The organism is Arthrobacter sp. 10L424, assembly GCF_056395325.1.
The window spans coordinates 179,066-191,690 of record NZ_JBFTJH010000001.1 but is presented as its reverse complement, the minus strand read 5'-3'; the positions used below and the strand labels follow the sequence as shown (position 1 = coordinate 191,690).

Here is a 12,625-nt window from a genome sequence, read left to right as displayed (position 1 = left end):
TTTCGGACAGCCGGTACGTGGATCCACGTGGCGGCTGTCCGTTTTCGTAGCGGATTCCCGGTCACCTACTGCGCGGCGAGGACTCCGGCCACCGCCGCGCCTACGGCGGCCCTGATGCGCACGTGCAGTTCGCGCAGCCCGCGCCGGTCCGTCCGCACCTCGATGATGCTGCGGCCCTCCCACGGTTCCGCCAGCGCCTCTGCGAGCTCCGCCGTCGTGCTGACCGGGCGGTGCGCCACACCGTAGGCCGCCGCGAGGGCCGCAAGGTTCACGCTGTGCGGGGTGCCGAAGAGGCGTTCGACGGCGGTTCCGTAGCGGCCCGCGGCCTCGACAGCACCGTGCTCCAGCAGCCCGAAGATGGCCCCGCCGGCGTCGTTGAGGACCACCATCCGCAGGTTGGGCTCCTCTTCCCCTGCGCCGAGCAGCAGCCCGCCGGCGTCGTGCAGGAAGGTGACGTCGCCCAGCAGCACGGTGGTTTCCTGCCGGCCGCCCAAGGCAATGCCCGTGGCCGTGGCCAGCGTCCCGTCTATGCCGGAGAGGCCCCGGTTGGCGAACACGACGGCGGCCGGCTCCGCGGCGGGCGCGCCGGCGAGGTCCACGTCGCGGATGCCGTTGGAGGAGCCGAGCACGAGCTGTCCGCGCGTATGTTCCCAGACCAGGGCGCCGACGGCGGGCCCCGAGACCTCCGCGGAACCGGAGAGCGCCGTTCCGGCCAACGCCACGTCGACGGCGTGCTGCGCGGCGGCTCCGGCCAGGAGCCAGGCATCGAGCCACGCCGCGGAACCGCGGCCGGAGAAGTCGGCCAGGTCCGCCAGGTTGTCGAGCGGGAGCTCGGTGCGGCGGCCCGGCTCGTACCAGGCCACTGGCACCGGCTGGTACAGGGCGGACGGGACGTCGGCGCGGGCCAGCAGGGCGCTCACCGGCCGGGAAAGGGTGGGCCGGCCGAAGAGCACCACGCGCTCGATCGGCTGCGCGGAGTCCGGGCCGAACGCATCCAGGACAATCCGGTACGGTCCCACCGCGTTCGGCCCGAACCGCGCGTTGGAGGACGGCTCGGCAAGCAGCGGCAGCCCGTGGGCCCGGGCGAAGGCTTCGGCCACCGGACCGGCGTCGTGCCCTGCCAGCACCACGGTGCGCCGTTCCGGCAGGCCGGCCGAGGCGGGCGGGAAATCGAGGGCCAGCGGACCGCGGGGCACGCGGTACACTCGGCGGCCGGACTCGGGCGGCAGCCGGTCGCCGGGCGCGGGAACGAGCGGGTCACGGAAGGCCAGGTTGAGCTGCACCGGCCCGGGCGGGGTGTCCTCGAAGGCGCCAGTGGCGGCGCTCAAGGCGGTCTCGACCGCGCGCCGCGGGTCGCTGCCGGCAGGCACATCAGCCGCGAAGCGGACATGCTCACCGAAGAGATCCAGCTGCACCGTGGTCTGGTTGGCGCCCGTCCCGCGGAGTTCGACGGGACGGTCGGCCGAGATCACGACGAGCGGGACAGCTGCGTGGTTGGCCTCCATCACCGCCGGCAGGAGATTCCCGACGGCGGTCCCGGACGTGGTGAGCACCGCCGCGGGCGCCCCCGTGGCCAGTGCCAGGCCCAGGGCCGTGAAGCCGGCGTCACGCTCGTCGATCCGCACCAGCAGCTCGACCCGGCCGGCGGCGTCGGCCTCGGCCAGCGCGTAAGCCATCGGCGCCGAACGCGAACCGGGCGCCACCACCACATAGCGCACACCCTCGAGCAGCAGGGCGGCGACCGCGATCCGCGCGGCATCAACCGCGCTCAGCTCCCCCGCGCCCGGGGCATCCCCGCCTTCGCCGTGCCCCGGGCTCACATGTTCTCCGGGGTCTCGATGCCGAGCAGGTCCAGGCCTTCGGACAGCCGGCGCAGGACCAGGGCACAGAGGGCCAGCCGCGACTCCCGGACCGAATCGTCGGATTTCAGCACGGGGCACTGGTCGTAGAAGGACGTGAAGAGCTGGGCGAGTTCGAACAGGTACGTGCACAGCCGGTGCGGCTCCAGCGCCTCGCGGACCTTGTGCAGCGTGGCGCCGTACTCCAGGAGGTGCAGGGCCACGGCGCGTTCGGCAGGTTCGACGACGGCGATCACCGTCGCCGGCGTGCCGCCGTCGCTGTCGGTTCCGGCCGTCCCGGTCCCCGCGCCTTCGGTCCCGGCGGTGTGCTCCTCCAGCACGCCGGCCTTGCGGAGGATCGAACGGATCCTCGCGGCGGCGTACTGCACGTAGGGGCCGGTGTTGCCGCTCAGGGCCAGCATCCGGTCGAAGTCGAAGACGTATTCGGTGTCGTGCCCCACGGAGAGGTCGGCGTATTTCACGGCACCGATGCCCACCTGCCGGGCGGTCGCAGCGCGTTCCTCCCCGGTGAGTTCGGGCCGGCTGGCGTCGATGACGGCGCGGGCGCGGTCCACGGCTTCCTCCAGCAGGGCCATCAGCTTGACCGGGGCACCGGAGCGGGACTTCAGGATCTTCCCGTCCTCACCCAGCACGTTGCCGATCTGCACGTGCACGGCCTCCACCGTGTCCGGCAGCCAGCCGGCGTCGCGGGCTGTGGCCATGACCATGCGCAGGTGCATGTTCTGCGGGGCGCCCACCACATACAGGACGCGGTTGGCCTCGAGCTCGCGGACCCGGTAGCGGATGGTGGCGAGGTCCGTTGTTCCGTAACCGTAGCCGCCGTCGGACTTGCGGATGATGAGCGGCATCGGCTGGCCGTCGCGGCCGGTGAAGCCGGCCGGAAAAGTGCACAGGGCGCCGTCGCTGATCCGGGCGATGCCGCGTTCCTCGAGTTCGTGGCACAGCTGTGCCAGGTGGGCGTCGTAGGAGCTTTCGCCGGCGATGTGGTCGTCGGTGAGGCTGATGCCCAGCATCGAGTAGATGGCGTTGAAGTAGCGTTTGGACTGGGCCACGAGCCGCTGCCAGACGGCGAAGGTTTCCGCGTCGCCGCCCTGCAGCGCCACCACCCGGAGCCGCGCGCGTGTGGCGAACCCGTCCTCATCGGTGGCGGAGGCGTCGAACTTGGCCCGGGCCGCCTGGTAGAACGCGCTGGGATCATCGACCAGCAGCGCGGCCTCCGGGGAGTCCTCGCCGATCTCCAGCCAGTGCTCGATCAGCATGCCAAACGGCGTGCCCCAGTCGCCGATGTGGTTCTGCCGGATCACGGTGTCCCCCAGCGCCTCAAAAACCTTCACAAGGCTGTCACCCACCACAGTGGTGCGCAGGTGGCCGACGTGCATTTCCTTCGCGACGTTCGGGGAGGAATAGTCGACGACGACGCGCTGGGCGTCCGCCGCGGCCGGGGCGCCGGGAGACTCGGCGTTGAGCAGCTCTTCGATCCAGGTCCCGTCGAAGGTCAGGTTGATGAAGCCGGGTCCGGAGATTTCGACGGCGGTGCAGATCCCGTCCAGGTCGAGGGCATCGACAATCCTGGCGGCGGCGTCCCGCGGCGGCATGCCGACCTTCTTGGCCAGTGCCATGGCGGCGTTGATCTGGATGTCGGCGAACTGCGATGGCCGGACCACGGGATCCGTCCCGCGGTACTCTTCGCCGAACGCGCTGGCAATTGCTGCCTGGACTCTGGGGACAACCATTTCGGCCGGATTATTCACACTGTTCAAATTATCAGTTCCGCCCCGCCCAGACGCTCCCTCACATCCGGCGGACAAATCCGGAACGCCCCCGCAGATCTGGCCGCCACAAAAGGAACGCTCCCTCACTTCCTGTCCGTCGAGCAGAGGAAGTGAGGGAGCGCCGGTCCCGACCCCGCCCAACGTGCGGGAGCGTCAACCAACAGCCCGTCAGAAGTGAGGGAGCGCCGGTCCCGATCCCGCCAAACGTGCGGGAGCGTCCGTAAGGAGCTAGCCGTCCTTGCGGAAGACCTGGACGACCGCGGGGCGCGGGGCGCGTGCCTGGCCCCGTGCCGGCGTCGTCCCGGCCGGAACGTAGTCAGGGAAGTAGGACAGCGGGGCCTCAAAGGTGCCGTCCTCGCCCGGGTGCTGCACGGAGACGAACACCGTGCGTTCCTGGTCGTGGATGATCGGTCCGCAGGTTTCGCCGTCGCGCGGGACGGCGAGGAACTGCTCCACACGTCCCCGCTCGGCGCCGTCGAGGGTGACCTTGAACAGTCCGTCGGCCTTGCCGATGCCGGAGGGGGCGCCGTCGGTGGAGATCCAGAGGTTGCCCACCGAGTCGAACGCGAGGTTGTCCGGGCAGGAGATGGGCGAGACTTTGTCCGCCGGGAAGCCGGAGAAGTAGGTCACGTCTCCGGAGGCGGGATCGCCGCAGACCATCAGCAGGTTCCAGGTGAACTTGGTGGAGGTCTGGTCGCCGGTCTCGGTGATTTCCACGACGTGGCCGTCGCGGTTTTCGTTGCGGGGGTTGATTTCGGTGGCGCCTTCCTTGCCGGCCTTGCCACGGTCCGAGTTGTTGGTGCAGGCGACGTAGACCTTCCCGGTGTGCAGGCTGGGCTCGACGTCCTCGCAACGGTCCATCTTCGTGGGGCCCAGCTTGTTGCCCAGCGCATCCACCCTGCCGGCCTTGTCGGCAGCCACGCGGGTGTACACGAGCACTTCCTCGACGGACATCCCGGCCACCTTGGATTCCCCGCCGACCACGAGCGGCAGCCACTCGCCCGTGCCGTCGAAGCCGCCGTCGGCCGGCACTGCACCCGTCCCGGTGATCTCGGCAACCGGGGAGTTGCCCGTAAACCTGGCAACGTAAAGGTCGCCGGCGGAGAGCAGCGTCATGTTGTGCTTGCGGTCGCCTTCGCGGTACTTGCCGGCGGAGACGAACTTGTAGAGGTAGTCGAACCGCTCGTCGTCGCCCGAATAGGCCACCACGTGGCCGGATTCGGCCACGATCACGTTGGCGCCCTCGTGCTTGAACCGGCCCAGGGAGGAGTGCTTCTTCGGCGTCGACGTCGGATCGAACGGGTCTACCTCCACGATCCAGCCGAAGCGGTTGGCTTCGTTGGCGAAGTCGGGGTTGCGGGTGTCGAAGCGCGGGTCGTCGAGTTCCCACCGGCGGGCCGTGGGCTTGTTGGTGAGCCCGTAGCGCTTGTCTTCGGCGGAGGTGCCGGGCGAGACGAAGTACCCGTTGAAGTTCTCTTCGCCGGAGAGGATGGTGCCCCAGGGGGTGGTGCCGCCGGCGCAGTTTCCCAGGGTTCCGAGGATGGTGCGGCCGGTCGGGTCGGCCGCGGTGCGGACCAGCGGAGAGCCCGCCACCGGGCCGGTGAGCTGGTATGCCGTGGTGTTCAGGTAGCGCCGGTTGAGCTTTGCACCCTTGACGTAGCTCCAGGGCTTGTTCTTGTTTTTGCGCTCCAGCTCAACGACGGAGAGCCCGTGGGCCGCGGCGCCGATCGCCCGGACGTCAGCGGCGGCCAGCGAGGCGGGGAACATGATGGTCTCGTTCGTGTATTCGTGGTTGGCGAACAGCACGGCACGCCGGCCCTTGCTGCCGGGGAGTTCGAGGATGTCCGTGTAGTCGTTGTTGTAGCCGAACTGCCGAGCCTGGGCTGCCGCGCTCTGGTTGTTGAGGTCGAAGTCCGGGGCTTCGTCAAAGATCGGATCACCCCAGCGGATCAACGGCTGCCAGGTGAAGCCTTCCGGAACGGTGAAAGCGTCGACGGCGGCGTCCACGGGCGCAATGGCGTCGAACCGGAGCTTGGACGGGCCGTAGCCGTTCTTGGCTGCCGCGGAAAGGCCCGTTCCGCCGTCGGCCACCGCAGTCCCGGGCGAGGTGAGGGCTCCCCCGAACGCGACGGCGAGCGCGCCGGCGGCACCGAAGCCCAGGGCCGTGCGGCGGGACATCGTGGCCGAGGCGATGTCGCGGAAGTAGCTGTTCGAACTGGTGTTGCAGACCTCGCCCGAGCAGGCGTTGTCGCACTTCAGCGCGCAGGTGACGGGGCTGCGCTTGCCTTTGGTGTGGCCAAGCATGGGCAGCAGGGAAAATTTGCGTCCGGAGGAGACAGACATGGAGAGACCTTCCACGGGGTGGTTGCGGGCCTCCCCACCGTTCCAGCCCCGGGGTACGCGCAGGGGTCGCCTGGGTAAAGTTGCGGTGAATTCGCCGCCAGAACTGAGGGAGCGTCGTGCCCACGCCCGCCGGAGGTGAGGGAGCGTCCTAACGGGACGGGGCGGCCAGCACCGCATGGACGCGGCGCAGCCGGTCCAGCCACCAGTCCCTGCGTTCCGGGGACGCGGCGTAGCGGGACAGCAGCCCCGGATCGGCGGCGACCTCGCGGAGGCGGATGGCGCCGTCGTCGGGGACCAGGGAATCCCGGGTCACGTCGGCGCCGAGCAGGGAGACGGTCCCCAGCCCGCAGGCGTACGGAAGTTCGGGCAGGGCCGCAGCGAGCGCCAGCCCGGCGCGGATCCCCACGGACGTGTCCAGCGCCGAGCTGACGACGGCAGGGAGCCCGGCCTGCGCCACGATGTCGAGGGCGCGCCGCACTCCTCCCAAAGGGGCCACCTTCACGACGATCAGGTCCGCCGCACCGGCGCGGGCCACCTTGAGCGGGTCGTCCTCCTTGCGCACGCTCTCGTCCGCGGCGATCAGCACCGGGACCCCGGCGGCGCGCAGCCGGCGGCGGACCTCGGCGAGGCCGGCGATGTCCGGGACCGGCTGCTCCGCGTACTCCAGCCCGACGCCGGCCAGCCGCGTCAGTGCCGCAACGGCGGTCGGCACGTCCCAGCCACCGTTCGCGTCGACCCGGATCGCGGCGTCGGGGAGCGCTTCGCGGACCGCGGCAACCCGCGCCGCGTCGTCCTCGAGCGACTGGCCCGGCTCGGCGACTTTGATCTTGACGGCGTCCACCCGCCCGAAGCGGGCCAGGATTTCCGGCACCCGGCCCGCAGCGACTGCGGGGACCGTGGCATTGACGGGAATCACCGTACGCAGCGGGGCCGGGAAGCCCTGCCACCCGGCTTCGACGGCTGCGGCGAGCCAGCGGGCGGCTTCGACATCGCCGTACTCCGGGAAGGGGCAGAACTCGCCCCAGCCCTGCGGTCCGGGGAGGAGCAGGGCTTCGCGCTGGGTGATGCCCCGGAACCTCACCCGCATCGGCAGGCTCACCACCCGGGCAACGTCGAGGAGCTCATCCAGTCCAGGGAGCTGCACCATCTAGCCGACCGTCGAATCGGTAAGGTGTGTCAGGTCGGCCGTCAAGGGAAAAACGACCTCGAACAGCACGAACAGAGCGCCCGCCAGGATAGCCGCCGACAGAAGGATCCGCAGCCAAAAAGGCCCGGGAAGTTGCCGAAAAAGCCACGCGTACATGGTCTACCCTTTCCCCTGCAGCGCAGCGAGCTGCTTGGCGATGGCCGCCGGAGGTCCGGCGTTGAGCGGCTGCCATGAATCGAATACCGAGTAGGCGATGATGCGCTCCTCCGACCCAAAGCGCGGATTGCAGCTTGTCATGGTCAATAGTCGTTGATCCGGCTGGACGCCGGGTTGCGCCGGCACCGGCAAGATCACATCCGTCCGGTCCGGGAGGACGATCTCCTGGTTCCGGAAGACGTAGGTGTAGAACCCGTCGGCGGTCTGGACGTAGATCTTGTCCCCCGGCACCAGTGTGTGGATGTTGTCCAGGACTGCGCCGTGCGTCTGGCGGTGTCCTGCCATCGCAAAGTTCCCGACGGCTCCGGGCATGGCCGTTCCCGCGTAGCGGCCCAGCCCCAGGGTGTCGATGACGTCGCTGCTGGTGCCCTCGATGACCGGCCGGCTGTACTCGGCCCCGAAGCGGGGCACATAGACCACGCCGATCGCCTGCCCGTGACGGGGTGCGCTGCCGACCGGCACGGCCCCGGAATCCGCAGGGTCAGCAGGATCCGTCTTCCCCGGCAGGGTGCCGGCGGGATCGCCCGGAACGGGCACCTGGTACTCCTGGACGAACTGCTTCACGGCCGCCCCCTGCGCCGCGTCCGCCTCAACGTTTGTCCACCACAATTGCCAGGCGACGAAGAGAGCCGCAATCACGCCGAGTGTTATCAGCAGTTCGCCCATGATCTGGACGGCCAGCAGGGAACGACGCCGGCGGGGGCGGTGCGTTTCTCGCGCAACTTCGGCGCCGCGATTCAGTAGGTTCGACATGCCACTCCTTTTGACTACCGCTGGACGCTGCCGATGAAGCATCGCCCATTCGGAAGAACCGGCAAGACTGACGATTGCACTGTTCCGGACCGGATCTGCGCCATCACACATTCGTTCTCGCCCAGGACTCCGACGTCGACGGCGTCCGCGGCCAGTCCGGTGGGGGTCCGGGACGCCGAAACCTCGACGGCGGCCGGGGCGAATCCGGCCGCGGACAGGCTCTCCCGGACCTGTGCTGTACTCGGTTGCGGCGAGGACGCCACCAACGTGCGCAGCGCCGCCTCGACGACCGCGGACACGCCGGACGGGGCCGGGGTCTCGGAAGGTCCCGCGGCGGAAGAGGAAACGGAAGGAACATCTGATGCACGTGCCGGAGAGGCGCTCACCGAGCCGGCGGACACGGTTGATCCGGAGGTGACCGTGGGGGCGGGGGCCGAACACGCCGCCATCCCGACCGCCAAGGGCAGGAACGCTGCTGCCAGGCCCACGTGCACGCCGCCACTGAACCGGCTGCCGATGGACCCGAGGCCGCGGCGGCGGAGGGGTGCCTGGTCGCGGGAAGTCATCGGAATCATCCTTTCATAGAGTGGCCGCCGCTCCGGCTCCCGGGCCCCGGGGACGGACATGTCCCACCCCCGCCCGGCGGACGCGGAGGACATGACCAGTGGGCGCGTCCAGGAGTGGACATATTGGCACGATGTCCGCTCGTGGCGGCAAGGGAGGGGCATGTGCCGGGCGCTAGGGACGCGCCGGGCGCCTCAGTTCCCAGACGTCCGCTGCGGCGCCGTGCGGCAGTTCCAGCTGCCACTCCTCACCGGGGCCGGGGTAGGCACGCACGGTGGTGGGCACCGAACCGTGGCGGTAGACCTCCACCATCGAGGCATCAACGAAGATCCTGAGTTCGTCGCCGCCGGCGACCGTGTCCGCGAGAATGGTCCGCCGCTGCCCTGCCGACGCGAGGACCAGCCGGATGGCACCCTCTCCCCCGACCACCCGGACCTCCGCCCCGGCCGGCAGCCTCAGGGTGCCCGCGGCACCGCGGTGGAGGCGTGCGCCACGGTAGGCACGGAGCTCGGTCGCGGGTTCGACGGCGAGGACCCCGCCGTGAACGGAGAGCTGGCGGGGGAAAGTCAGGACCCCTGCCCAGCCGGCGTCGTCGATTTCTCCCTGGCTGCGCCCGGGACGTCCCTCACGGTCTTCCGCCTCGCCGGACCACCCCCACAGCAGCGCCCGTTCCGGTAGTGCGAGAATCTGCGGGGCGTAGAACTCCCGGCCCAGGTCGGCCTTCCCGCCCGACGCCGGACTGAACACCGGCAGCCCGGCGGCGTCCGGGGCGAGCGAGCCCAGGAGGTAGCCGACGCCGTTGGGGTGGTCGTGGTGGTCGGTCCCGAGCCACAGCGAGGCCATCAGGAGCCAGGTGTCCGCCCCGGACGAATCCGGGACCCGGACCAGCTGCGGGCACTCCCAGATCTCCGCGGGCAGGTGCCTCGCAGCGAGCGGGTCCTCGGTGCTGACCCAGATCCCCTCGTACCTCCAGTGGCGGAGGTCGTCGACGGTGTACAGCAACACGGCCGCGTGGCCGGAGGCCAGCCCGGCACCCTGGAGCGCGAAGCGGCGGCCCTGGAAGATGAAGAGAAAGGGGTCGCGGACGGCGGTGACCTGCGGGTCCGGGGGTATCTCCGCGGCAATGTGGCCCTCCTGGGTCCAGGTACGCAGGCCCTTGTCCGCCCGGGCCAGGACCACGCGGGCATGGCCGCCCACTGCGTCGACCCCGGAATACGCGGCGGTGGGGACGCCGCCGTCGTCCGTCACGACGCCCGACCAGCAGCCGAGCGCGTCCGGTCCGCCGGGCTGGGGCCGGAGCGCCACCGGTTCCTCGTCCCAGTGGACCAGGTCCGGGGAACTCAGGTGTCCCCAGCAAATGCCCTGATGCCGTGCCGAATCCGGGTTGTACTGGAAGAACACGTGAAAGCGGCCGTCCGCGTAGCCCAGGCCGTTGGGATCGTTGATCCAGCCCCGCGCGGGCCTCGGATGGAACTGGGGAAAGGCCGGGTCCGGATGCTGCGCCGCGGTGTCCATGGCCAAAACACTACCCGCGCCCCACGGCGGGCACCCTCAGAAATTTCGCAGAGTTGTGTGGGAACCTGATACGGATGAGTTTTCGGCAGGATCACACCAGCAGGCACACGGCGTCGGGCTACCCGCAGCCGCCGTCCAAGCCTGCCCTTAACGGCCCCGCCGCGAACCGCGCGGCCGGCATTCCCGGACGGGGATCCGGCTTCCTGTTCCTGCTGGCCACCCTCGGCAGCATGGCCGCGCTCGCCGCGACGTACTATTTCTTCGTCCGCACCACCACCGGCCAGTTCATCGACGAATCAGCCCTCGTGGAGGCGGTGGAGATCCACGGCACCGCCGGCAAGGCCGCGAACCAGCTCCTCGACTGGCTGCCCGCGCTGTCCCTGCTGATCGCCACGGTGGTGGTTCTCTTCGTGACCGTGATGCGGCGGCGCTGGGCGGCCGCCGGGATTGCTGTGGCGGCCTGCGTGGGCGCCAACGTGGCCACCCAAATCCTGAAAGACATCGTTCCCGTCCGGCCCTACCGCGGGGTCGAAACCCTGGAACTGAACTCGCTGCCTTCCGGGCACACCACCCTGGCCGCGTCCGCCGCGGCCGCAGTGTTCCTGATGGTCTCCCCGCGCTGGCGGCCCCTCGTTGGTTTCCTGGGCGGCAGCTTCGCCGTCGCCACCGGCGTCTCCACGCTGATCAACCAGTGGCACCGGCCCGCCGACGTCGTCGCGGCCTTCCTGGTGGTGGCGGTTTTTATGCTCCCGGCGGGCTGGCTGATCATTCGCAAGGGGCCGGACTGGAACGTCTGGGACGGCTACGGACAGCACTGGGCATCCTCGCGGCTGTGGCTGGCGCTTCCTGCCATGGCGGGTCTCGTCGCGGCCGCGGTTGCCGCCTTTTCCCTGCTGAGCGTCGCCGCAGGAACCGGTCTGGAGAACAACACCACGCACTACTTCTGGGCCGGAACCGCGCTGATCGTTATCGCGGGCTACCTCGCCACGGTCACCGGCGTGTGGCTGTTCGGGCATGCGGCACGACGGCGGCCCACGCCCCGCCGCTGACCTGCCGTTTACATCCGGCCCGCCGGGGGCCAGAATTAGTCCCGCACAGCCACTGGCTCAGGAGCTCACTGGGCCGACCAAGGGTAAAGCTTCCACGTCGCGAGGGACTTTTATGAGCACTGATTCTCCGGTTTCACGGAACGCTTCACCAGGCGTTTCACGGCGCGCCGCCACCCTCGCGTCCGTCCCGTCGCAACAGCGGATCAACACCTTCCTCCGGGACTCCGTCTACACCCGGCGCCAGCACGAACCGGGGATCTGTGACTTCGCCCTCGGCAACCCGCACGAGATGCCGCAAGCCGCCTATGTCGAAGCCTTGGCGGACTCGCTGACGCCACGGAACGAGCGGTGGTTTGCCTACAAGACGAACGAGCCGGCGGCACAGGCCGCCGCCGCGGCCTCCCTGCAGCGCCTCCTGGGGCTGCCCTTCGAGCCTGCGGACATCCACCTCACCACGGGAGGATTCACCGCGATTCCGCTGGCGCTGAAGGCCGTCGCTGACCCCGGTGACGAGGTCATCTTCACCCTGCCGCCCTGGTTCTTCTACGAACCGCTCACGATCGAGGCCGGGCTGGTGCCGGTCAAGATCCGCTGCGACCCCGAGACGTTCGACGTCGACCTGGCGGCGCTGGGGGCCGCCATCACGCCGCGCACCCGCGTGGTGATCGTGAACACGCCCAACAACCCGACCGGCCGGATCTACCCGCCCTCGCTCCTGCAGGATCTGGCCGACATGCTGGAAGGGGCCTCGCGCAGCAACGGGCGGCGGGTCTACCTGCTCTCCGACGAGCCCTACAACCGGATTGTCTACGACGGCGCCCGGTTCCACAGTCCCGCCGAATACTATCCGTACACGCTGCTGGCCTACTCCTATGGCAAGACGCATCTGGCGCCCGGGCAGCGGATCGGCTACCTGGCGCTGCCGCCCACCATGCCGGACCGCGGGCCGCTGCGTGAGGCGCTCACTGCCCTGCAGATGGCGATGGGCTGGATCTACCCGAATGCCCTGATGCAGTACGCCCTGCCGCGGCTGGAAGAGTTCGCGATCGACGTCGGGCAGCTGCAGCGCAAACGCGATCTGATGGTGGCGGCGCTGACCGCTGCGGGGTATCAGGTATCGCGGCCGGAAGGTGCCTTTTATCTCTTCGTCCGCACTCCCGCCGACGACGACGAGCAGTTCACCGCCGCCCTCGCGGACCAGGACGTGTTTGTGTTGCCGGGAACGCTTTTCGAGACGCCGGGCTATTTCCGGATTTCACTCACGGCCTCCGAGGACATGATCCAGCGCGCCCTGCCGGTCTTTGCTGCGGCGATCCAGCGCTCGGGCGGCGCCGTGGCCACTTAGCCGGCAGCTGCGGCCGTCATCAGCGCTGAGATACAGCCCCTGCTACAGGTTGGATGGGCGGG

The 12,625-nt window shown here is 69.7% G+C and carries 9 protein-coding genes; 2 read left to right on the top strand and 7 right to left on the bottom strand.

What is annotated here, in order from left to right; all coding sequences use genetic code 11:
- Positions 1–65 precede the first annotated feature (65 nt).
- The 7 genes from menD to AC1DC5_RS00860 all read right to left on the bottom strand — a co-directional run bounded on the left by menD (position 66) and on the right by AC1DC5_RS00860 (position 10,169).
- Complete coding sequence (gene menD / locus AC1DC5_RS00890) at positions 66–1,820, bottom strand: 2-succinyl-5-enolpyruvyl-6-hydroxy-3-cyclohexene-1-carboxylic-acid synthase (RefSeq protein ID WP_476863891.1); 1,755 nt, start codon at positions 1,818–1,820, stop codon at positions 66–68.
- Positions 1,817–3,592, bottom strand: coding sequence for an arginine--tRNA ligase (argS, locus tag AC1DC5_RS00885; RefSeq protein WP_476863890.1), 1,776 nt, complete (start codon positions 3,590–3,592; stop codon positions 1,817–1,819). Before argS ends, menD begins: the two co-directional genes overlap by 4 nt.
- 267 nt (positions 3,593–3,859) lie before the next feature.
- Positions 3,860–5,974: a PhoX family protein gene (locus tag AC1DC5_RS00880; protein ID WP_476863889.1), complete on the bottom strand. Its 2,115-nt coding sequence runs from the start codon at positions 5,972–5,974 to the stop codon at positions 3,860–3,862.
- A 148-nt stretch (positions 5,975–6,122) separates the two neighbouring features.
- A complete protein-coding gene (locus AC1DC5_RS00875; protein WP_476863888.1) occupies positions 6,123–7,121 on the bottom strand; it encodes an o-succinylbenzoate synthase in 999 nt (332 codons plus the stop codon).
- A gap of 159 nt (positions 7,122–7,280) precedes the next feature.
- Positions 7,281–8,090 carry a class E sortase gene (locus AC1DC5_RS00870; RefSeq protein WP_476863887.1) on the bottom strand — a complete coding sequence of 270 codons (810 nt, stop codon included), beginning with the start codon at positions 8,088–8,090 and terminating at the stop codon, positions 7,281–7,283.
- Between the two features lie 14 nt (positions 8,091–8,104).
- The gene (locus AC1DC5_RS00865; protein WP_476863886.1) at positions 8,105–8,656 is read right to left on the bottom strand and encodes a DUF6993 domain-containing protein; all 552 of its coding nucleotides are present in this window, start codon (positions 8,654–8,656) and stop codon (positions 8,105–8,107) included.
- 172 nt (positions 8,657–8,828) lie between these two features.
- Complete coding sequence (locus tag AC1DC5_RS00860) at positions 8,829–10,169, bottom strand: glycoside hydrolase family 32 protein (protein ID WP_476863885.1); 1,341 nt, start codon at positions 10,167–10,169, stop codon at positions 8,829–8,831.
- Between the two features lie 74 nt (positions 10,170–10,243).
- On the opposite strand from AC1DC5_RS00860, the gene AC1DC5_RS00855 reads away from it, so the two are divergent.
- Positions 10,244–11,218, top strand: a complete 975-nt coding sequence (locus AC1DC5_RS00855; protein ID WP_441406697.1) for a phosphatase PAP2 family protein — start codon at positions 10,244–10,246, stop codon at positions 11,216–11,218.
- A 112-nt stretch (positions 11,219–11,330) separates the two neighbouring features.
- On the top strand, positions 11,331–12,563 hold the full coding sequence (locus AC1DC5_RS00850) for an aminotransferase class I/II-fold pyridoxal phosphate-dependent enzyme (RefSeq protein ID WP_476863884.1): 1,233 nt from the start codon (positions 11,331–11,333) through the stop codon (positions 12,561–12,563).
- Positions 12,564–12,625 lie beyond the last annotated feature (62 nt).